This window comes from Cecembia rubra (assembly GCF_003014575.1).
Lineage (GTDB): Bacteria > Bacteroidota > Bacteroidia > Cytophagales > Cyclobacteriaceae > Cecembia_A > Cecembia_A rubra.
The window spans coordinates 110,873-133,164 of record NZ_PYGF01000005.1; the positions used below are offsets into that span (position 1 = coordinate 110,873).

General features: G+C 40.5%; 18 protein-coding genes. 14 read left to right on the top strand and 4 right to left on the bottom strand.

The genetic code is table 11. The annotated features are described in order from the left end of the window. The first annotated feature begins 109 nt into the window (after positions 1 to 109). The 4 genes from CLV48_RS10605 to CLV48_RS10625 all read left to right on the top strand — a co-directional run bounded on the left by CLV48_RS10605 (position 110) and on the right by CLV48_RS10625 (position 6,439). The gene (locus CLV48_RS10605; RefSeq protein WP_106567258.1) at positions 110 to 1,915 is read left to right on the top strand and encodes an FAD-dependent oxidoreductase; all 1,806 of its coding nucleotides are present in this window, start codon (positions 110 to 112) and stop codon (positions 1,913 to 1,915) included. Continuing rightward, positions 1,912 to 3,750: a 2-oxoacid:acceptor oxidoreductase subunit alpha gene (locus CLV48_RS10610; protein ID WP_106567259.1), complete on the top strand. Its 1,839-nt coding sequence runs from the start codon at positions 1,912 to 1,914 to the stop codon at positions 3,748 to 3,750. Before CLV48_RS10605 ends, CLV48_RS10610 begins: the two co-directional genes overlap by 4 nt. Continuing rightward, positions 3,725 to 4,777 (top strand): 2-oxoacid:ferredoxin oxidoreductase subunit beta, encoded by a 1,053-nt coding sequence (locus CLV48_RS10615; protein WP_106567260.1) that lies wholly within the window; start codon positions 3,725 to 3,727, stop codon positions 4,775 to 4,777. Before CLV48_RS10610 ends, CLV48_RS10615 begins: the two co-directional genes overlap by 26 nt. A gap of 351 nt (positions 4,778 to 5,128) precedes the next feature. Further along, entirely contained in the window at positions 5,129 to 6,439 is a 1,311-nt protein-coding gene (locus tag CLV48_RS10625) for an aminotransferase class V-fold PLP-dependent enzyme (protein WP_106567262.1), read from the top strand. A gap of 378 nt (positions 6,440 to 6,817) precedes the next feature. On the opposite strand, the gene CLV48_RS10630 is transcribed toward CLV48_RS10625, so the two are convergent. Together CLV48_RS10630 and CLV48_RS10635 are read right to left on the bottom strand one after the other, a co-directional pair. Continuing rightward, the gene (locus CLV48_RS10630) at positions 6,818 to 7,183 is read right to left on the bottom strand and encodes a hypothetical protein (protein WP_106567263.1); all 366 of its coding nucleotides are present in this window, start codon (positions 7,181 to 7,183) and stop codon (positions 6,818 to 6,820) included. 109 nt (positions 7,184 to 7,292) lie between these two features. After that, positions 7,293 to 7,730 carry a DinB family protein gene (locus CLV48_RS10635; protein ID WP_106567264.1) on the bottom strand — a complete coding sequence of 146 codons (438 nt, stop codon included), beginning with the start codon at positions 7,728 to 7,730 and terminating at the stop codon, positions 7,293 to 7,295. Between the two features lie 181 nt (positions 7,731 to 7,911). On the opposite strand from CLV48_RS10635, the gene CLV48_RS10640 reads away from it, so the two are divergent. From CLV48_RS10640 to arsB, 4 genes are all read left to right on the top strand, one after another. Next, on the top strand, positions 7,912 to 8,241 hold the full coding sequence (locus tag CLV48_RS10640; protein WP_106567265.1) for an ArsR/SmtB family transcription factor: 330 nt from the start codon (positions 7,912 to 7,914) through the stop codon (positions 8,239 to 8,241). 170 nt (positions 8,242 to 8,411) lie between these two features. After that, complete coding sequence (locus CLV48_RS10645) at positions 8,412 to 8,954, top strand: DUF6428 family protein (RefSeq protein ID WP_106567266.1); 543 nt, start codon at positions 8,412 to 8,414, stop codon at positions 8,952 to 8,954. Positions 8,955 to 9,066: 112 nt separating this feature from the next. Then, positions 9,067 to 9,681: a low molecular weight phosphatase family protein gene (locus tag CLV48_RS10650; RefSeq protein WP_106567267.1), complete on the top strand. Its 615-nt coding sequence runs from the start codon at positions 9,067 to 9,069 to the stop codon at positions 9,679 to 9,681. Between the two features lie 233 nt (positions 9,682 to 9,914). Next, positions 9,915 to 10,943: an ACR3 family arsenite efflux transporter gene (gene arsB / locus CLV48_RS10655; protein WP_106567268.1), complete on the top strand. Its 1,029-nt coding sequence runs from the start codon at positions 9,915 to 9,917 to the stop codon at positions 10,941 to 10,943. A gap of 85 nt (positions 10,944 to 11,028) precedes the next feature. Here the strand turns inward: arsB and CLV48_RS10660 are convergent, their stop codons facing one another. Beyond that, the gene (locus CLV48_RS10660; protein ID WP_106567269.1) at positions 11,029 to 12,162 is read right to left on the bottom strand and encodes an amidohydrolase; all 1,134 of its coding nucleotides are present in this window, start codon (positions 12,160 to 12,162) and stop codon (positions 11,029 to 11,031) included. Positions 12,163 to 12,329: 167 nt separating this feature from the next. Here CLV48_RS10660 and CLV48_RS20560 point away from each other — a divergent pair, with 167 nt between their 5' ends. The 6 genes from CLV48_RS20560 (at position 12,330) to CLV48_RS10685 (ending at position 19,529) form a co-directional block, all read left to right on the top strand. Continuing rightward, positions 12,330 to 12,506 carry a hypothetical protein gene (locus CLV48_RS20560; RefSeq protein WP_170069016.1) on the top strand — a complete coding sequence of 59 codons (177 nt, stop codon included), beginning with the start codon at positions 12,330 to 12,332 and terminating at the stop codon, positions 12,504 to 12,506. A 126-nt stretch (positions 12,507 to 12,632) separates the two neighbouring features. After that, positions 12,633 to 13,292 (top strand): pseudouridine synthase, encoded by a 660-nt coding sequence (locus tag CLV48_RS10665; RefSeq protein ID WP_106567270.1) that lies wholly within the window; start codon positions 12,633 to 12,635, stop codon positions 13,290 to 13,292. A gap of 171 nt (positions 13,293 to 13,463) precedes the next feature. Continuing rightward, positions 13,464 to 14,435 carry an AAA family ATPase gene (locus CLV48_RS10670; protein ID WP_106567271.1) on the top strand — a complete coding sequence of 324 codons (972 nt, stop codon included), beginning with the start codon at positions 13,464 to 13,466 and terminating at the stop codon, positions 14,433 to 14,435. A gap of 195 nt (positions 14,436 to 14,630) precedes the next feature. After that, positions 14,631 to 17,447, top strand: coding sequence for a TonB-dependent receptor (locus CLV48_RS10675; RefSeq protein WP_106567272.1), 2,817 nt, complete (start codon positions 14,631 to 14,633; stop codon positions 17,445 to 17,447). 30 nt (positions 17,448 to 17,477) lie between these two features. Continuing rightward, a complete protein-coding gene (locus tag CLV48_RS10680) occupies positions 17,478 to 18,893 on the top strand; it encodes a hypothetical protein (RefSeq protein ID WP_106567273.1) in 1,416 nt (471 codons plus the stop codon). Between the two features lie 75 nt (positions 18,894 to 18,968). Further along, positions 18,969 to 19,529: a hypothetical protein gene (locus CLV48_RS10685; protein ID WP_106567274.1), complete on the top strand. Its 561-nt coding sequence runs from the start codon at positions 18,969 to 18,971 to the stop codon at positions 19,527 to 19,529. Between the two features lie 379 nt (positions 19,530 to 19,908). On the opposite strand, the gene CLV48_RS10690 is transcribed toward CLV48_RS10685, so the two are convergent. Continuing rightward, a complete protein-coding gene (locus CLV48_RS10690) occupies positions 19,909 to 22,158 on the bottom strand; it encodes a TonB-dependent receptor family protein (RefSeq protein WP_106567275.1) in 2,250 nt (749 codons plus the stop codon). Between the last annotated feature and the right edge of the window lie 134 nt (positions 22,159 to 22,292).

The following is a 22,292-nucleotide window of genomic DNA, read 5'->3' on the forward strand; positions in this document are numbered from 1 at the left end:
GTCAAAATAAATATGAATTTTAATGCATCAAAGTCGGCATTAAATTTTGAAAATTATTAGATTTAAGACCTAAGGATTTTTGGTTCCATTCCAATTAACCCAGTAGCCTATGAAACCTACCAATACAAAAAATCCGGAATATTACCATAAGGTTGTGGACTGTCAATATGCCTGTCCTGCCCATACGCCTGTTCCGGAGTACATCCGCTTGATTGCGGCAGAAAAATACACTGAGGCCTATATGGTCAACTGGGAGTCCAATGTTTTTCCAGGAGTACTGGGAAGGACTTGTGATCGTCCCTGCGAACCCGCCTGTAGAAGGGTAAGGGTTGAAGAAGAACCTGTTGCCATTTGCCGCTTGAAAAGAGTAGCAGCAGACAACAAAGGAGATGTTAAAACACTTATGCCCCAGGGACCATTTCAGCCTAATGGAAAGAAAGTTGCCCTTATTGGTGGAGGCCCTGCTTCCCTGACTGTGGCCCGTGATCTTGCTCCTTTGGGATATGAGGTTCATCTCTTTGATGAACAGGTGGCGGGTGGAGGTATGATGAGGAGTCAGATTCCTTCATTCAGACTACCGGAAGAAGTTTTAAATGAAGAGGTGAATTACATATTGGATATGGGAATTCATACCCAGTTTTTGACTTATGTCAAAAGCTTGAAAGAAGTCCTTTCCCAAAAATATGATGCTGTTTTTGTAGGTACGGGAGCCCCAAAGGGAAGAGACTTACCAAAATTGCCCGGTAGAAAAGAAGGAGATAAATTTATCCATATAGGAATTGAATGGCTTGCCAATGTGGCCTTCGAACACACCAAATCCATTTCCGAAAAAGTAATTGTTCTCGGAGGAGGCAATACAGCAATGGACTGTTGCCGTACCTCCAGAAGGTTGGGAGGAAAAGAAGTAAAAGTAGTGGTCAGGAGTCCTTTTGATGAGATGAAAGCCTCTCCTTGGGAAAAGGAAGATGCCCTACATGAAGACATTCAGATAATAGATAATCATGTTCCTTTAAGTTTCGAAGTGGAAAACGGAAAGCTCATTGGCATGAAATTCCAAAAAGTGAAGCCTGTCTATGATGCCAATGGAAAACGTCAATTGCTACCCACTGATGAACCTGATGTGTTTATCGAGGCAGATGAGGTATTGATAGCCATAGGTCAGGAAAACAGTTTCCCTTGGATAGAGAGGGATTTAGGATTAGAATTTGACCAATGGGGCATGCCAGTAGTGGATGAGTTGACATACCAATCTACCCATCCAAAGGTATTTTTTGGGGGAGATGCCGCTTTTGGACCAAAAAATGTGATCACTGCTGTGGCTCAGGGACATCAGGCAGCTGTGTCCTTGCACCTGTTTTGTGAAGGTAAAGACCTAAGAGAAAGACCCTCTCCTTTTACTAACTTGATCAGCCAAAAAATGGGGATCCATGAATGGAGTTATGACAATGGTGTTGCTATAGATCAAAGGTATGCTGTACCTCAGGCCGAGAAGACCTTGACGCTAAGAGACAGGAAGAAAGAGGTTGAACTTGGTTTTGATGTGCCAACAGCTTTTAAGGAAACCCAGCGTTGTCTCAACTGTGATGTACAGACAGTTTTTACTGCTGAGCGCTGTATTGAATGCGATGCATGCATGGATGTATGTCCTACTTCGTGTATTACTTTTACAGCTAATGATGAGGAATCTGAATTGAGACAAAAACTGCTGGTTCCAGCAGAAAACCTTTCTCAAGACCTGCTTGTCTCCAATGAACTGAAGACTGGTAGGGTAATGGTAAAGGATGAGGATGTCTGCCTCCACTGCGGATTATGTGCGGAACGTTGCCCAACCTCTGCATGGGACATGCAGAAATTCCTCTACTCAGTTACCAAAGCTTACCAAATGCCAGCACCACTTCCCCAGATACAAAAATGAAGCGAGCAATCAATGATTTTATTATCCGGTTTGCCAATGTCAATGGTACCGGTTCGGCAAGTGCCAATTCCCTATTTGCGAAGACGATTTTCCGCATGGGGATTCCTGTGACTCCCAAAAACATTTTTCCTTCCAATATTCAGGGACTACCCACTTGGTATGAGGTTAGGGTAAGTGAAAAGGGATATCTGGGCAGGAGAGAAGGAATTGACCTGATTGTCTGTGTCAACCCACAGAGCATGGAGAAGGATGTCAAGAGCGTTAAATCAGGAGGATATTTTATGTATGATAGTACTAAGAAACTTCCTGCTCCATTCTTCAGAGAGGATATACATTACTTAGGCATACCTATGATGGATATGTCAAATGAAGCATTTGCAGATCCCCGGAAAAGACAATTATTAAAAAATATCATTTATGTTGGGGCTCTGGTAAAATTGCTGTCCATGGACGTGGAGGAAGTTAAGCAATTGATCAAGGAGCAATTTGAAGGGAAGCAGCAACTGATAGATGCCAATATGCAGGCCCTAAAACTGGGTATGGATTATGTGGAAGAGCATTTTGATTATCCCCTTTCTTTTCATTTGGAAAGGAAAAATCTGATTGGGGATAAAATCATGGTAGATGGAAATACTGCCTGTGGCCTGGGTGCAGTTTATGGAGGAGCTACAGTAATGGCCTGGTATCCTATTACCCCTTCGACATCAGTAGCGGAGGCTTATGAGCATTATTGTAAAGAGTTTAGGATAGATCCTGAAACTGGCGAAAACAAATTTGCCATTATCCAGGCTGAAGATGAATTGGCTGCGATGGGTATGGTCATTGGAGCCAATTGGAACGGAGCGCGAGGTTTTACTGCAACCAGTGGCCCAGGTGTTTCATTGATGAATGAGTTCTTGGGCTTGGCTTATTTTGCTGAAGTACCTGCAGTGTTGATTGATGTACAAAGGGCGGGGCCAAGCACTGGTATGCCCACCCGAACCCAACAATCTGACCTGCTTTTGGCTGCTTATGCGTCTCATGGAGACACCAAGCATGTATTGTTGATCCCATCCAGTCCCCAGGAATGCTTTGAGCTAACAGCTCAGAGCTTTGACCTGGCAGAAAGATTACAAACTCCCGTCATGGTCATGACGGACCTTGATTTGGGCATGAATGACCATGTTTCTGATCCATTTCATTGGGAGGATAATAGGAAATATGACCGTGGAAAAGTGCTTACAGCAGAAGAACTTGAACACATAGGTAAGTTTGGCAGGTACTTAGATCTGGATGGAGATGGAATTCCTTACCGTACTTATCCTGGTACCCATCCTACCAAAGGATCATTTTTTACGAGAGGCACCTCCAAAGATGAATATGCGGCCTATACAGAAGATGGAGCAGCCTATAAGCGTAATATGGACAGGCTTATCAAAAAGTGGGACACTGCCAAAAAACTTGTACCGTCAGCACAATTGTATCAAAAACAAAATCAATCTGAATTGGGGATGCTATTCTTCGGAACTTCCCAATATTCTGCAGAAGAGGCCAAAGACCTTTTACAGGAAGAAGGCCTGACGATAGATGCGATCAGGCTTAAGGCATTTCCTTTTGGAAAAGAAGTGGAAGACTTTATCTCTTCCCATAGATTGGTTTTTGTCATTGAACAAAACCGCGATGCGCAAATGCGAAAAATGATCATTTTGGAGCTGGAAACTTCACCTTCAAAGTTGGTGTCTGTACTCAATTACGATGGGATGCCAATCACTGCCGATTCCATTAAAGGCCAAATTACCCAATACTTAACCCTCGAAAAAACCCAACACCATGAGTTATTTAAAACCACTCTTTAGACATCCCAAATTACCAAAAAATAAATTAGGTTATACCCTTAAGGAATATGAGGGTTCATTGTCCACCTTATGCGCCGGATGCGGTCATGACAGTATCAGTGCAGCTATTGTACAGGCTTGCTTTGAAATGTCAGTTGAGCCTCATAATGTAGCTAAGATTTCAGGGATTGGTTGCTCTTCCAAAACGCCCACCTACTTTCTGGGCAATTCCCATGGATTCAATTCCGTTCATGGCAGGATGCCTTCGGTGGCAACTGGAGCCAGTATGGCCAATAAAGATCTGGTTTATTTTGGGGTTTCGGGAGATGGTGACTCTGCTTCTATTGGTATGGGCCAGTTGGTGCATGTGATCAGAAGAAACTTGAACATGGTGTACATTGTAATGAACAATGGCTGCTATGGTCTAACTAAAGGGCAGGATTCGGCTACAGCAGATCAAGGATCCAAGAGCAAAGCAGGATCCATCAATCCCTTTCAGGCCATAGACCTAGCCAGCTTGGCCATTGAATTAGGGGCTTCTTTTGTGGCCCAGAGTTTCAGTGGTGACAAGCAGCAACTGGTACCTTTGATCAAGGCAGCCATGCACCATAAGGGCTTTGCTTTTCTGAATGTGATTTCGCCCTGTGTCACTTTCAATAATAATCCGGGATCGACAAAGTCTTATGATTATGTAAGAGAGCATATTGAGGCTACATCTACTTTGGATTTTATTCCGGAAATGCCTGAAATCAAAGCTTCCTATGAAAAAGGTAAGTCCACCAAAATAGCGATGCATGATGGTTCATTGATCCAGCTGAATAAATTGGAAACCGACTGGGATCCGGAAGACCGGATTTCAGCTGTCAATGCATTGCAAATGGCCAGAGCCAAAAATGAAATCCTTACGGGGCTTCTTTATGTAAATTCGGAATGGAAAGATCTTCATGGGGTTTTGAATACTTATCATAAACCCTTGAACCGATTGAAGGAGTCAGAACTTTGTCCCGGGGTGGAAAACCTCAATGCAATCAATGCCGGGTTTAGGTAAGAACCTAAGCCCCGGCCATATTTTTTCATCTGGTTTTTAGAAATGGGAATAGTTTATTTCTTCCAAATACATTGGTTTTTGTCCATTTCCCAATGGTATTACAAATCATAGGTAATTTGGTGTTTTTAGAAAAAACCAAAATTGAGTTAGTTATCAATTCACAGATCCTATAAAGTAACCAAGGAGAATCTTCGAATTAAAATTAATATCACTTTTTCATCAGGATAGGCTATAATGGCATTTAATCGCCACTTTTTACCGTTAAAAACAAATGTGTAACAGGAAATGGAATTTCGAGATGTTTTTAGCAAATTAATTGACTGATACAGAGCAAATTTACCCAGCTTATCCATGAATTATTATAATAACCGCAGGTCTTTTATCAAAAAAGCCAGCGCATTGGTAGGAGCCTTTTCCATCAATAGCCTTTTCCATCAATTGCATGCTGAGTCCTGGAAGGAGGCTACAAAATCCTTTGAAGGTTTGTCTGCTCAGGATTTGGCAGCCAATGAGGATTATTGGTCTGTTATCCAACAAGGATATTCTGCTAGTTCTTCACCCATCATCATCCTCAATAATGGGGGTGTTTCACCAAGTCCTGTGGTGGTACAGCAAGCGGTAGAGCGTTTCAATCAAATGACCAACCAAGGGCCTTCTTATTTTATGTGGCAGATTTTGGACCAGGGGAGAGAAAGTCTAAGGGAAGGGTTGGCCAAATTGGGAGGCTGTTCGGCGGAAGAAATTGCAATAAACAGAAACGCCACAGAAGCATTGGTGACTGTTATATATGGTTTGGATCTGAAAAAAGGAGATGAGGTGATTGGCAGCACCCAGGATTACCCCAATATGATGCAGGCATGGAGGCAGCGGGCTATTAGGGAAGGGATTGTTTACAAGCAGTTGACCTTTGATTTTCCTATAGAAAACGATGAGGAGATTGTTGAAAAATACAGGAAGGCCATTACACCAAAATCCAAGATCATCCATCTTACCCATGTGATCAATTGGAATGGGCAGATTATGCCGGTCAAAAAGATTGCCCGGATGGCCCATGAACATGGCTTGGAAGTGATCATTGATGGTGCCCATTCTTTTGGTTTATTGGATTTTACTATCCCTGAACTTGAGGGGGATTATTTTGGGACTAGCCTGCATAAGTACCTTTCGGCACCGATTGGAAGTGGGATGTTGTGGATCAGAAAGGAAAAAATCAGCAAGGTTTGGCCTTTGGTATGTGCAGGTGATCCTCGAAGTGACAATATCCGTAAATTTGAAAACCTGGGGACGAGGAGTTTTCCGATTGAACAGGGGATAGGAGAAGCCTTGAATTTTCACAATGCCATTGGGACCAAAAGGAAAGAGGAAAGAATCAGGTATTTAAAAGATTATTGGGCAAAAAAAGCAAAGGAAATTCCAGGAGTTCAAATCCAAACTTCCCTGAAAGCCGAATATAGCTGTGCACTGGCAGGAGTATCAGTTGCTGGGCTTAATCCCTCCGATTTGAGTAGCATTTTGTTTAATACATATAAAATCCACACTACTTCAATTTCACTGGAAAATATTCATTGTGTAAGGATTTCACCCCATGTGTATACCAAATTATCTGACTTGGACAGGTTGGTAGAGGCTTTGGGAAAAATAGCCACGAAGTCCAAAGGATAAAAAAAAGCCAAGGTCCACCTGGCCTTGGCTTTTTGGTAATTATTACCCAATCAATTTTATGGAAAAATTGATGCCTTAAATATCTATTTCTATATAGCTAGAATCTAGTCTTCAATGAGTTCCAGTAAAATGAAAACCGGAAAACTTCAATGAAAACGGAAAGATCTTTGATTGTGTTTAATTTTGGGCTTCATTTTTTCCCCAGAAAAATCAAGTAAACTTCATAAAAGGATTCATCTCGATGAAAAAATTTAATCCAATGAAAAATTCCAAAGGGTTATTTCCGGGTAAATGAGACCAGGACAATAGTTAGAAAATTGAGGAATGAAAAGAGGCTGTCCCTTTCATGAAACAGCCTCTCCCAAGTTAAAATTTTATTTAAGATTTAATCCGTTTGCCTTTTACAGGAAACTGATCCACCAAGTATCCGGAAACAGTATCTTCTTCTGCCGGTCTGACAGTCATATATAGGTCATAACCTTCAGCAAAGAAATACATTGTAATGCCATTGTCCTGCTCACTGATATTGGAAATGGAAGTTTCCTGATTGGAACCTGCTTGCTTAAATTTTGCTTTCAGTTTTCCATCAATTCTTTCAATAGTCAAATGTACATTAACATTGCCCTGAGGAGTGTCTTCCACTACAATATCCCAGGTTCCGATCAAAGAATCATTGCTTTGTGCCTGGGTATAAACGGTCATACCCAGCATAAGTCCAAAAAGGAGGAAAGCGATTTTTTTCATATTAGTTGTCTTTAGTTAAAGCTTGAATTAGCATATCAATATAAAAATTTGTCAACGCCAATAAGAATAATTTTCAGAAAAAATTTCAGGATTATTTCATCCATCTATCTTATTGGCCGTATTTTAGTACTATCGCCAACTGCCCTGCATGGTAGGCAGTATGTGTAGTTATTCTTCCCAAAGCTTCGGCTTTTGTCTTTTTGCCAAACTCATTTGTTTCTATTACTGTATCCCAATCTTGCTGATCTTCGATAGCTTTTTCTAATTGACTTCCTGCTTCCTCAACCAAAGCCAACAATGCATTCAGATCTGTCCATTCTCCTGTGTCCTTCCCTGCTTTTAAGGTTTGGGCATCTACTTTTACATCTTTTTTTCCAAATATATTTTTAGCAAAAAGCAATTCCACTTCAGCTATGTGACGTATTAGGAAGCCTGCAGAATTGGGGGAATTGCCCAATCTTTTGCTTAAGTCATTGGGCTTGATATTGCCCAATTGATTGCTTAATCTGGTTCTTCCTTCTTTCCAAAGTTTGATCATGTCGTTCATGAATTCAATTTAAAAAAAAAAGTAATCAAATGGGAATATTGAAAATATATCGTAATATTGCGATGTAATAATGTTACACAGCGTATATTTATAGTCAAGGTTCAAGTTTCTTGTATCTTGTTTCTAAAAAAATTAAGACTAAAATCTCGCTTCGAATCTCTCAACTCATATTTTCTCAACCATGGGTGTAACCAAAACAGATCTCTTTACTGACAGGCAAAACGAACTGGCCAAAATTGCAAAGGTTTTTGCCCATCCGGCCCGGATAGCCATTCTTGAACATTTGATCCAATCCAATACCTGTATCAATGGTGATCTGGTGCAGGAATTAGGCCTTGCCCAAGCCACCATTTCCCAACATCTCCGTGAACTCAAAGAGATTGGTTTGATCAAAGGTAGTATAGAGGGAGTGTCTGTCAATTATTGTATTGATGCTATCCGTTGGGCTGAAGTACAGAATTTATTTCAAGACTTATTCAGTGGCTTTCCAAAGATATCGGGATGCTGCTGATAGAGACAAAAGACATTAGACGCAAGACACAAGACAGATTCGTGTACAATGATCGTTTTAACCTCTTTATAAATAGGTCCATCTCAAAAATAACTAAATGTAATTGTCCTAATTATGAAGCCTGCAAAAGTCTAGTGTCTTATGTTTAGCATCTAAAATCTTTAAGAAAAATGAAAACAAAAGAATTCACCAAAACCCTTCAAGAAAACCCTGGAAAGGCACTTTTCTTCGAATACCAGTCCGGGCAATATGTGCGGACTGACTACCATATTACGGAAGTCAAAAATGTCAATTTTGACACAGTGGACTGCGGTGGCATCCGTAACCAATGGTCAGAAGTGCATGTACAATTGTGGGAAAATGAAACCCCCGAGCCGGATCATGTGGTGGATACCAGCAAAGCGATGAAGATCTTTGAAGTTATCAACCGGGTAAGAGAAACCTATCCAGAAGCCGAGATCAAATTTGAGTATGGAAATTCTGTTTTCCCAACAGCAGTACTCCCTGTTCATAACATAAAGGAAACAGGCAATTCCTTAATCGTGCAGCTCACTCCTGATCAGACTACTTGCAAAGCCAAGGACAGGGCTTCCACACCTGAGGAAAAAGCGGCTGCTTGTTGCGGAACTGTTAATGAAAAACCTAAAATCAGAGTTTCACTTGCTTCTCTTCAGGAGGCCAATAGTTGTGAACCTGGATCGGGCTGCTGTTAAAAAAGATACAAGAATCAAGATATAAGATACAAGACAGAGAGACTAGAAGCGAGAAGCAAGAGACTAGACTATCTTGATTCTTTTAGATTGCTTCTTGACTCAAAGACAAGCTATGAAACTATACCCAACCCTCCAAACCTACATTGAGAAGGCCCAGGCACTTCCAATCCCCAAAGAACGCAGAGAAGTTCTTCAGGTCTTGATCAATTATATCCAACTGAAAGTGAATGAAGGACAGGAAATCAACCTGAATTTTATCTGTACCCATAATTCACGTAGGAGTCAATTTTCTCAGATTTGGGGGAAAGTTGCAGCGGCTTACCATAACATAGAGATCCATTCTTTTTCCGGGGGTGTGGAGGTCACTGCTTTCAATGAACGTGCGGTGAAATCTATCCAAAAATTTGGATTCAAGGTCATCAAAGAAGGAGAGGGTAACCCCAAATATTCCGTATCCTATACCGATTATGAAGCCCCCATAATTGCATTCAGCAAAGTATTTGACGATTCCAATAATGAGGCCAAAAATTTTGCGGCGGTGATGACATGTTCCCATGCGGATGAAAATTGCCCCTTTATCCCAGGTGCAGATGCAAGGATACCTGTAAGATATGAAGACCCCAAAACTTTTGATGATACCGAAAAGGAGGCTGAAAAATATGATGAAAGATCACTTCAAATTGCTTCTGAGATGCTTTATGTGTTTTCGAAGATAAAAAAGTTATAAAAATGGATACTTATGGATATTAGATCTTATGATTGTCCGCTTTCATGCCAGTAGAATAATCACAATAGAATAAACCTAAGATTTCAAACCAATATCAATGAATAACTTGTCCGCCGAGGCGGATCCAATATCTATTAATATCAGGTTGATTTAAGACCCAATTTAAATTGGTTACTGGTCTATTTGCGGATATATATAAAATAATTTCAAATTTAAACAAACCACCATATAAAATGTCCGGAGACAAAAAGATTGCCTTTTTCGAAAAGTACCTAACCCTCTGGGTAGCATTGTGCATAGCTGCTGGGGTTTTAATTGGAAATGTTGCCGGGGAAAGCATGTCATTCCTTTCAAATTTGGAGGTTTATAATGTTAATATCCCGATTGCGATTCTGATCTGGTTGATGATTTACCCTATGATGCTTCAGATTGACTTCAGTAGTGTGAGAAATGTCAGAAAAGCTCCAAAAGGATTGATATGGACCGTTATTATCAATTGGTTGATCAAGCCTTTTACTATGGCTTTTTTTGCCTGGGTGTTTTTTGACAAACTATATGCTGCCTATATCCAACCCGAACTAGCGGGAGAGTATATAGCCGGGGCGATACTACTTGGGGTGGCACCTTGTACGGCAATGGTTTTTGTTTGGTCTTACCTGACCGATGGGGACCCAAATTATACCTTGGTGCAGGTCTCGGTCAATGACCTGATTATTCTGGTGGCATTTGTTCCTCTCGTAGGTTTTTTATTGGGAATCACCAATGTCACTGTTCCTTATGATACATTGGTAGCATCTGTGGTGATTTTTGTAGTGATACCATTGGTTGCAGGTGTGTTGACCAATAAAGGTCTTGTCTCAAAATATGGAGAGGAATGGTTCAAAAGCAGTTTTTTACCCCAATTCAAACCACTTAGCATTATTGCATTGCTGCTTACCCTGATCTTACTGTTTGCCTTCCAGGGCTCAAATATTTTGAACAATCCATTGATCATAGTACTCATTGCCATTCCATTGATCATACAGACTTATTTTATCTTTTTTCTTGCTTGGTATGGAGGAAGGAAACTGAATATTAAATATGCTATCTGTGCTCCGTCTTCCATGATTGGGGCAAGTAATTTCTTTGAATTGGCGGTAGCAGTGGCAATTGCACTATTTGGATTGGAAAGTCCAGCTGCTTTGGTAACCGTGGTCGGAGTTTTAGTGGAAGTACCGGTGATGCTGAGTTTGGTGGCTTTAGCAAATAAGTGGAAGTATTGATAGTTTTGGATTATTCATAAAATCGAACAAAGCTGGGGTACTTTCTAAGAGCTAATCCAAGAGTAATTACATCATTTAGAGCAGCTCAATGATGCAACTGCTCAATAATTTCCCAGAAAATATCCACTCCTGTAGGAATCAGTTCATCTGGAAAATCAAAATTGGGTTCATGAAGTTGGGGCTGTTTTTTTCCTGATCCCAAACCAAAAAGTAATGTCTTGGAATGATGGGAAAATAATCCAAAATCTTCAGACCAACGAAAAGGAACTCTTACGTGTTTGATCTTTAAACCTAGCCTTTTGGCAGCTTCATTGCCATAATTCCAGGCCTCGGAATCATTGTGTGTTGCCGAAAAAATCTCTGTGTAACCGAAAGACACTTCCAGGCTATATTCTTTGCCTATCTGTTGGCATAGTTTTTCTGCATATTTGATCAATAAGTCTCGGGTTTCATCTTCAAAGGCTCTTAATGTAGCCATCACTGTAGCTTCTCCAGGTGTAGTGCCAAAAGCTATCTCACCCAATTTGGCATGAATAACAGTAACTAGGGAAAACTTTTTCATGGCCTCAGGTAATTTTTCTAAAGCCACGATGATTTTAGACATGGCCAAGGCAGGGGAATTGCCTGCTTCAGGATGTGCAGAGTGTGAATTCCTTCCTTTCAGCCTGATGATCATGCCTGCAGAAGCAGTCGCAAATGCCCCTTTTTTTATCAGTACCTGATGAGTGTCATAGTGGGGAAGGTTGTGAAGGGCAAAAGCAAAATCCGGCTTGATCTCTTCGAATTTAGGGCCTTCAATAACCGCTTTTGCTCCTTCGCCCGTTTCTTCGGCCGGTTGGAATAATAGGACAACTTTCCCTTTGTTAGGTCTTTTTTCCGCCAATTTCAGCCCCAGTCCGGAAATAATGGCCATGTGTCCATCATGTCCACATACATGTGATTTTCCAGATACTTTACTCAGATGCGGAATTTGGTTTTGCTCTCTAATTGGCAAAGCATCCAATTCACAACGGTATAGTGAGGTAAGTCCTGCCTCCTTTCCCTCAAAAACAAAGGCAATTCCTTCTCCTCCAAGTTCTGTAAGAGTCCTGTCAACAGGTACATCCTTAAAAAATTCCAAAATCCTTTTGGCGGTTTCTTTTTCTTCCCCTGAGAGTTCCGGATATTGGTGTAGGGTTTTTCTAAAATTGCTGAGTTTTTTGAGGGTGGAATTATCCATATTCAATTATTTTAGGGCTTCGCAAGAAAGTTTTTTGTTCAAAATGGAGAATTTTGTACAAGCTTAAAAGAATAACGTTCAAATTATTCTCACTGTTATTCAGAGGGCTTATATATTTAACCGAACTTTTATATATTGGATAGACTTACCACTTAAACCAATTGAAAATGACAGCAGAGCAAAAAACAGCCATCGAACAGGAAATTGAAAAGCTTAGGAACAGCCTTACTGGGGACATGTTTCAGGACATGGATACCAGAGACAGGATTCATAATTTGGAAATGCAATTGAAAGGTGTCAAACCTATGGATAGCCATTTTGACTGCATCGGGTGCGGAAGTTGAGTAAAAGGGCATCAAAACATTTTGAGGGTCATGCTTCATTCAAAATTGATGTAGCTTGACCCTTTTGATTTATTTTTTAAGAACTTTGCCTAAAATACCTTGACCTGAAAACAAAAATTCTCTTTTATGTCCTACCGTTATTTTGTGATATACAAGCCATTTGGAATCCTAAGCCAATTCAGTGGGGATCAAGACAACCTAAAGGCACTAGGTGAATTTCCCAAAGAAGTTTATCCTGTCGGCCGCTTGGATAAAGACAGTGAAGGTTTGCTGCTGATCACAGATGATAAATCCCTGAATAATTATTTACTTCATCCAAGTTTTGGACATAAACGGACTTATTTTGCACAGGTAGAGGGTGTTCCTTCAGAGATTGCTATCAGGCAATTGGAAACCGGAGTTGATATCAATGTAGATGGAAAAATGTACCGCACCAAAAAAGCATTTGCAAAAGTGTTGGAAGGGGAGCCATCCCTTCCTGAAAGAGATCCTCCCATTCGATACCGGAAATCCGTTCCAGATACATGGATATCACTTTCATTAATTGAAGGAAAAAACAGGCAAGTTAGGAAAATGACTGCTGCTGTAGGATTTCCTACATTGAGATTGGTGAGATGGTCTATGGAAAATTTAAGTATTGAAGGCTTTCAATCCGGTGAAGTCAGAGAATATAGCCAAGAAGAACTCTATCGTTTATTGAATGTGACAGAAAGGAAAATCCAGAATACAAAAAAGGACAATCCAAAGAAAATAGTCTCAGTACCTTCAGTAAAAAGAAGGTCTTAAATGTTAATATTTCTAACCTTTTATCAAGAAGAAAGAGCAGGAATTGGCATATAGGGGATTTTATTCTAATTTTAGACCGCTTGAACGAGCCAAAGGTCCTTTGTAATTGTATAGATTGAAGGAGTCACAAGCTTAGGGAAATGATTTTGTAAATTTTATTATACGAATTAAATGCATCAGGAGAAAATCCAACAAGTAATAGAAGAGGTTAAAAAAGTGGTAGTTGGCCAGGACAGGATGATCAACCGGTTGCTGGTTGGTCTTTTTACCAATGGCCATATACTTTTGGAAGGAGTGCCGGGTCTTGCTAAAACGCTCACTGTAAACACCTTGGCCAAAGTTTTGCATTTGGATTTTAGAAGAATTCAGTTTACACCGGATTTATTACCATCCGATCTGATCGGAACGATGATATACAACCAACAGGAAGCCAATTTTGAGGTAAAAAAAGGGCCTATTTTCGCCAATATTATTCTGGCGGATGAGGTGAACCGTTCTCCTGCCAAAGTACAATCGGCCTTATTGGAAGCAATGCAGGAAAAGCAGGTGACCATAGGTGAGACCACTTTTCAGTTGGACAGGCCATTTCTGGTATTGGCTACCCAAAACCCGGTCGATCAAGAAGGAACCTACCCCCTTCCTGAAGCTCAGGTGGACAGATTTATGATGAAGGTCCATATTGATTATCCTTCCAAAGAAGATGAAATGGAAGTAATGAGGAGAATGGCCAATATGCAGTTCAGCTCAGATGTACAGGCCATTCTATCCAAAGAAGATATTTTTGCGATTCGGGCTGCCATTAATGAGGTCAAAATTGCAGAGCCCCTGGAAAACTATATTATTGAACTGGTTTTTGCCACACGTTTTCCAGAAAAATATGGGTTGAAGGAGGAAGCTAAATACATCCAATTTGGTGTATCTCCTAGGGCGAGTATTAATCTGAACCTTGCTTCCAGGGCTATAGCTTACATGGCAGGAAGAGAATATGTGCTTCCAGAGGACATCAAAGCTGTAGCAGAGGATGTACTTAACCATAGGATTATCCTCAATTATGAGGCAGAAGCTGACAATGTAAGTACAAGAGATCTGGTAAGGAGATTATTGGAAAAAATACCCATTAACAAATCGGTAACATTGAAATAAAGGAGGTTGAACCGCATTGCCTTAAGTTTTAAGGATAAAACTTCTGAAACAGCCATTACAATGTTAAATAATTGTAATGGCTGTCTTCTTTTTGACCTGACAGATTAATGAATTCATAATTTTTTGGACCCGCTCAATTAACATTAGCTATCGACTTTTGTACCATCAGGAAAACGCTGTACAAAGTCAATACTTATGAAATTGAAATTATTGCTCACTGCCTTGTCATTGATTTTGGTAAACCTTGTTTTTGCACAAACAGGTTCTATCAGAGGATTGGTTTCGGATTCCAGATCAGGAGAAACCATTATAGGCGCAAATGTAATTATAGAAGGAACATCTTTGGGTGTTCCAACCGGGATCGATGGAGATTTCGAAATCAACAGGGTGGAACCGGGGATTTATACTGTTGTTATTTCCTTTATTTCTTACAAAACATTGAGGTTTGAAAACATTCAAGTGGTAGCGGAAAAGGCAACTGTTTTGAATGTGGTATTAGAAGAAGATCTTGGGGACTTAGGGGAAGTAGTTGTAATAGCTACAAGGGATACAGGATCAGATGTAGCAATCGTATCAGAAATTAGAAAATCACTGCAGGTTGTAAGCGGTATTTCCTCAGATCAGATCAGGCTTTCCCAGGATGGCAATGCTGCCCAAGTGATGAAGCGTGTATCCGGAGTAAGTATTGTGGACAACAAATTCGTTAGGGTAAGAGGAGTAGATGATCGGTATAATGTAGTAATGATCAACAATTCAATCGCCCCTACTACCCAAGTAGATAAAAGAACTTTTTCATTTGATCTGATCCCTTCTGAAAACCTGGACAGGATGATGATTTACAAATCAGCTTCTCCGGAAGTTCCCGGGGATTTTGCCGGCGGTATGATCAAAGTCTTCACCAAAAATACTGTTGATGAAAATTTTTTCAGTATTGGTATGGGTATAGGATTCAGACAGAATACCACTTTCAATACTTACCAGCAAACAGCTGGATCAAGCACCGATTGGTTGGGATTTGATAGCAACAGAGGACTTCCTATCAATTTCCCAAGTACGGACAAACTTTTGTCACTTAGCACAGGCAACCCGTTAAGGGCTGGAGCTGGACAAATGTTGTCAAACAATTATAGTCTGGCATCTTCCAATGCACTTCCAGATGGAAATATTGGATTTGCCTTCGGTCAAAACTGGAGCTTAGGAAGAAAAAGATTGTCAACCATCACAAGTGCCTCTCTTTCCCAAAGCTATCAATATTTTTTAGCGGAAAGAAGTAGGTACTTCTTCCCTGAACCTGGAAGACCGACTGAAAAAAGGGATGAATATTTTGATCAAAACTTCATTAAAACCAATGAGTTGGGCATCATGTCCAACTGGATTTTGAGATTAAACGCCAACAATAAAATTGAGTTCAGAAACCTATTCAACCAATCTGGCTTCAATGAAACTATACTTAGGGAAGGAAGGGACTTTATTCAAAGGCCTGAAGGTGCAAAGGATTATGCCTTCCGATATGAGTCAAAACGTCTTTATACAGGACAGTTGGAGGGTACGCATTTCTTCAACAATGAGCTGACCAAATGGAACTGGGTTTTGGGTGGAAATTACCTGTACCATCAAGAGCCGGATTTTAGAAGATTTAGAACCTTCCTAGATACAAGGGGATCAGAGCAGGGCGAGTTTTTATTGATTGATCCTCCTAGCAGCAGCCCTCAGGATATGGGCAGGTATTATGGTGACCTTTTTGAGATGGGGGCTGTTCAGGGTCTAAATTTTGAGAAAAAGTTTGCCGGAGCAGAAAAGGACAGGCCAAGAATTTTAAGAGCAGGATATTTGGTGGATTATAAAATGAGGGATTTCACTGCGAGGTATATCACCACTTTTTTTCCTGGATTCCATGACCCGGCTGCTAGAGAACGATTGATTAGATTGCCGATAGATCAGGCTTTTGCACCTGAAAATTATAGACAATTTGATGGCTGGTTGGTCCAGGAGGGAACTAGACCTAGTGATAGTTATGATGCATCCACATTTGTATCAGCAGGTTACATAGGTGGCGTATATCCATTGGGCAGCTTCAACTTTTCAGGTGGCGTTAGAACAGAATACAGCATCCAGGATTTAAATTCTGCAAATGATGCAAGCAGGGTAAAGGTCACCAATAAAGAGCTTGCAGTTTTACCATCCTTCAACCTTGATTACAACTTCTCCAAAAAATCATTGATGAGAGCTGGTTATGGAAGGACAGTAAATAGGCCTGAATTCAGGGAATTTGCTCCTTTTCTTTATTACAGTTTTGAAATGATTGCAGGGTTTTTCGGTAATCCAGATCTCCAGATGGCCACAATTGACAATTTGGACCTGAGGTACGAGTTCTATCCAAGTGAAGGGGAAACTTTTAGTGTAGGGGCATTCTATAAAAACTTCAATAATCCCATTGAAAAGGTTCAGCAAAATATTACTGAAACGCTCCAGTTTACTTATGCTAACGCAGAAAGTGCCCAAGTATATGGTGTAGAGATAGAAGCGAGAAAATCCTTAAGCAAAGTTACCAGTACTCCATTCCTAAGAAACCTTTCCTTTAACGTGAATGCTTCCTTGATTTGGTCAGAGGTGTTTCTGGGTAAAAATGTTGCCTTCGAAGCCAATAGACGTGCCCTACAGGGCCAGTCTCCTTATGTGGTCAATGCAGCCATGTATTTTATCGATCCAGTGAGTAATTTCCAGGCGAGCTTGGCATATAATGTACAAGGTCCAAGAATCTTTGTGGCTGGAAATGTGAACAACCCATCCATCTACGAGCTTCAGCGCCATGCATTGGACCTTACATTCAGTAAGACTTTTTCTGAGCGTACAACCCTGAAATTCGGCATCCAAGACCTTCTTAACTACCAATTCAGATTCTATCAGGATTCCAACTTCGACAAGAAAATTGACACTTCTTTAGATGATGCCATGTACTTGTGGAGGAAAGGATCCCTGTTCAGCATATCCCTTAATTATCGGATCAAATAAATTAGACTAAACTTATAATTAACTCCTTTTATGAAAAAATCATTAAGATTCTTCGTCCTGGTGACACTTTTAGCTCTTACATTCTCCTGTATTGAGGACAATGGAGTTCCTGACAACAAGCAGCAGGAAACTTTGGTAGAGCTGGAGGGAAATTTGACAACAAGAACCCTAACTGCAGATAAGCAGTATTTGCTTAAAGGCCAGGTATTTATTCCTGACGGTGTCACTGTTACCATTGAGCCAGGAACCATCATTTATGGTGAAAAACGAACACGATCTCTTCTAATAGTTGACAGAGGCGGTAAACTGATCGCCAGAGGTACGAAAGAAAGACCTATTGTTATGACATCCTCCCAGGCAGTAGGAGAAAGAGACAGAGGCGACTGGGGTGGTTTGGTGATATTGGGTCGTGCCAGAACCAACCAAGTGGATCCTTCCATAGAAGGTGTAAGCCCTCAAAGAATTTTTGGGGGTGATAATGATGAGGATAATTCTGGAGAATTCCAGTATTTGAGGGTAGAATATGCAGGAATTGAATTGACCCCAAACAATGAAACCAACTCTGTTACAATGGGGGGTGTAGGTAGAGGTACATTCTTCGAAAACGTTATGGTTTCCTTTGGAGGTGACGATGGTTTTGAATGGTTTGGGGGCACTGTAAATGGAAAATATCTGATTTCTCATTCTACTTGGGATGATGATTTAGATATCGATTATGGATACTCTGGCAATGTTCAGTTTGCCCTGGTGGTAAGAAACCCCTCATACGCAGACCAGTCTCAGTCCAATGCATTTGAAGCAGATAATGGGCCTAATGATAATGACGTTCAACCTTATACTACTGGAACTTTCTCAAACGTAACCGTTTATGGTCCTAGAGACCGTAGTACAAGATCGATCAATGCAAATAATTTTCATTCCATGGATTTGAGAAGAAGAACAGCGGTTTCAATTTTCAATTCTGTTATGGCAAGTTTTCCTGTTGGTCTGAGATTCAATACAGCTTCGGTAACTGCCCAGTACAATGGAGGCACAGGAGTTTTGTCCAATAATATTTTGTTGGTCCCTACTGGAGGCACTAATTATGCTGCCGGCGGAGGTGCCGTTGTTGCTGATGTGCAGGCTTATTGGACTGCAAACAATACTACAGCTACCATTCCTGCTGCTGAGGCTTCTGATGACTTCTTTAGAGGTTATGGTTTGAGACCTGAAAATTTCTTCGGCCCATATACTGTTCAAACCTATCCTAACAATCCGAATTTTTCCTTATTGGCCAATGGATCCCTTGCCTCAGGTGCTAGCTTTAGCAATGCTAAATTTAATGAGCCAAATAGGACAAATTTCTTTGACAAGAATGTGCAGTTTAAAGGTGCCTTCGGATCTACAGACTGGACTGATGGTTGGGCTGAATTTAATCCATTGAATGTTGAATACTCAAAAAAATAAAATCCATTAAAAATATAAAGGACTTGCCCTGAACTTGTTTGGGCAAGTCTTTTATTTATGTTTTGGAATTGCTGTATGAAAAGAATTCTTTTTCTGATTTTAGTTTTTGGGGTATTATTGAGCAGTTGTGGCCAAGCAGACAAATACCATCCTTCCAAAAGCCTTACTACTGAAGAGCAGCAGGCTTTGATCTATACCACAATCCGGTATTTGGGGCATTTGCCCAAAAGGGGAACCCATGAAAATAAGTTTGATCCTGCATTTGATGAATTCTATACTAAACTTGCCCTGGATTACACTTTGGAGGCTTATTATAAAAAAGATGGCTTTGAATATTTTTTAGCCAGCAGGATTGCTCCTTCTTTGAAAGTCAAAAAAGTTGCTGTTGGCGTTAAAATGAAAAGATCTCCAGATGGACAGCTTGTATACTATGAAGAGGTATTCAGGACTTGGAAATTTGAAATTCCTGAAATGCTGGAAAAAGGGCTTATGCTATTTGATAAGATGGCCAAAGGCGAAGATTTGAGCCCGTACTTTCCTCAAAACTCCGGAGAAGTGGAATATATTGAATTCCCGGATGAAAAAGTTTACTTCGATGTGGAGGAGAAAAGATGGAAAATAAACGATGTCCTTTAGATTGATCTGAAATAAATCATATAATTCCAGTAGAAAATATCCAAAAAAGGCCAAAAAATACCCTGTACAGGGTATTTTTTGGCCTTAGTATTTCTATTACTTTTGTCTTGGGTGATTAAGCAATTTTTTTGTTCACGGTGTTAAACCTTCAGGAATAAAGTTAAGGGACTTTATTCCTGTTTTTTTATCCGAATAATGCATTAGGGTTCTTATGGAGAGCTTGAAACACGAAAGTTTCAAGCCTGAAGCAAATGATACTAAGTCATCTTTATTATCAATGAGTTAAATGCAGCAAAGCGATTGATTATGTTTTACCCTTCAGATGATCTCGATATAACTTGTAAACTGCGGCGTAGCAATTCTAAAGCATGTTTCGGGTTTAATACCGGAACCCAAGCTTTGCTCCTCCGTACCAGTTTCTTCCCGGTGCCGGCTGGTAAAACCGGCCAGCAAAAGCATTGAGATCATTCCCTAAGCTATAGCTTTCATCTAGCAAATTGTCAACCCCCCCATAAACCTCAAAGTCCCATCTACCGCCAAAGGTTGTCCTCCAGCCCAACCTGCTTCCAATCAGGTTGTAAGCATCCTGAAAAACAGTATTGGCATCATTGAGAGGGATTTCATCTACATATTGATGCGTTAGATTCAGGTATAGGCCAGGTTTGGTCCGTATATCCAATAAATTGACCAAGGTATTAGGAGCTACTCCTGTAAGTCGGTTACCTGAAAAATCAGTCCCTCCTGTACTATATTCTGAAAACTGGAAGAAGTGACCTGTATATGCATGGCTCAGCTTGATTTCCTGTACTAGGCTCAATTGGTTTCTATAGATGGCATAATCTAACTGCATTTCAATTCCTTTTTGGTCAGTCGCCCCTGCATTTCTGAAAAGCACTACACCTTGGTCATTTGTGAATGAGGTAATGGTCTCTTTGAGCCGGAAATAGAACGCCGTCAAATCCAAATTGAAAATACCATATTTTCCCCTATAACCCATCTCATAATTGGTACCTCTTTCGGCCTGTAAATCTAAATTGATGCTTCCTTCATTCGTTCTTACTTCTGCAATGGTCGGGGGCGAAAACCCAGAGCTTACACTAGTATGTATTCCAGAAAATTCATTCAGCTTATATACCATTGCCAATCTGGGAATGATAATTGGATCAAATGATCTAGAGTTGAAACTTGGGGTTCTCCTGCCGGCATCAATTTGCCTATCTATATCATATCGGGCGAAGTTTTCACTGAATCCCAATGTCATCAATAGTTTGGAAGTCCACTCTATTTCAAATTGCTGGAATAGGAAAGCCTGAGTTGTGATCAGATCATCACTGAACCTAATGGTATCTGCTTTGCCCTGTCTATTTCCAAAATTTTGGGCCAAGGTTTTCCCATACTGATATTCTCCTCCGGCGATAATTTTTACAGGGAAATTCCCCCAAATATCATCGAATCTGAATTTTGTTCTACCTCCATAGCTAAAGGCGGTTTCCCTTTTGTAATCTAAGATAAAAGGGTTTTCAAATTCAGTGGTATTGAGATAAACAGCAGTTATATTACTCCATTTTTTATGGAAATTCAGTTCATGACTTAAGGTTCCATATAAGGTTTTCTGCTTAATTGAGCTGTTCTGACCTACTGAACCTGGCCTGGCTTGCTTTCGGTCTTCTTCTACCTGCGTGGCATTCAATGCTCCAGGAATTTGATAATCAAGGTCCGAATAGAGTACTTGAGTACTCAGGGATTGCTTATCATTGGGATTGCTGTGCAGGGCCAATTGGAAAACCTTTCTGTCCATGGCACTGTGTTGCCTGTATCCATCTGATTGTTGATGTACATAGGAAGCACTTACTCCACCATTTCCAATCTGCTGGTCAATACCTATGCGGTACCTGTTCAGACCGAAATCTCCTATTCCATAATCCAGGGAAAAATAATTTTCAGTTACCTGCTTGCGGCTTTCAAAGCTGATTACTCCCCCGTTACCAGCACCATATATACTTCCGGCCGGACCTTTGATGATTTCGCTGTTTTGGACATTGCTAAGGTCAAGGATATTCAGGGCAGTGGTTCCGTCTGGGGAGGTAAATGGTATATCGTTCCAATAGACTTTAACATTTCTCACTCCAAATGGTGAGCGTAGAGAACTCCCACGAATGGATATGCGATAACTTGCAGGAGCCCGCTGTTCTATTCTAATCCCAGGTTTGGTATTAAATGCACTTAGTATTGAATTTTCATTGAATCGGTACAATTCATATTCAAGGACTTTACTGATGGCTCCGGCCTGATGGACCAGCGGTCTTTCAGATTCAAAACCAATCACAGTTACCTCGCCCAATGACTGCGTGACAGGAACAAGATAAATGGTTTTGTTTTCGTTTTCATTCAATTGTACACCGCCGCTTTCATAGCTTACATGGGAGAAGGAAATAAAAGTGTTCTTGGAGATTTGAAGGTAAACCTGTCCTTTTTCATCAGATGTCTGATTTGGATGAGAAGACACCTTTACCAGAACTCCTGGAATACCTGATCCTGTATTTTTATCCAGAAATACCAATGAGCTTTGGGCCAAGCTGATTGAAAGGGAAATGGCAATTGAGATAATACTCAAGACAAGGAATTTCATAGTAGCGTTTTACAAAGATTTCTTTTCCATATTGGTGAAAGCGTGGCCATGAACCGTCTTGTAACATGGAATGAACAAGTCATAGGACCAAAGGCAATACCAGAGCAAAAATAAAACGGATTGCTGTCTTTTTA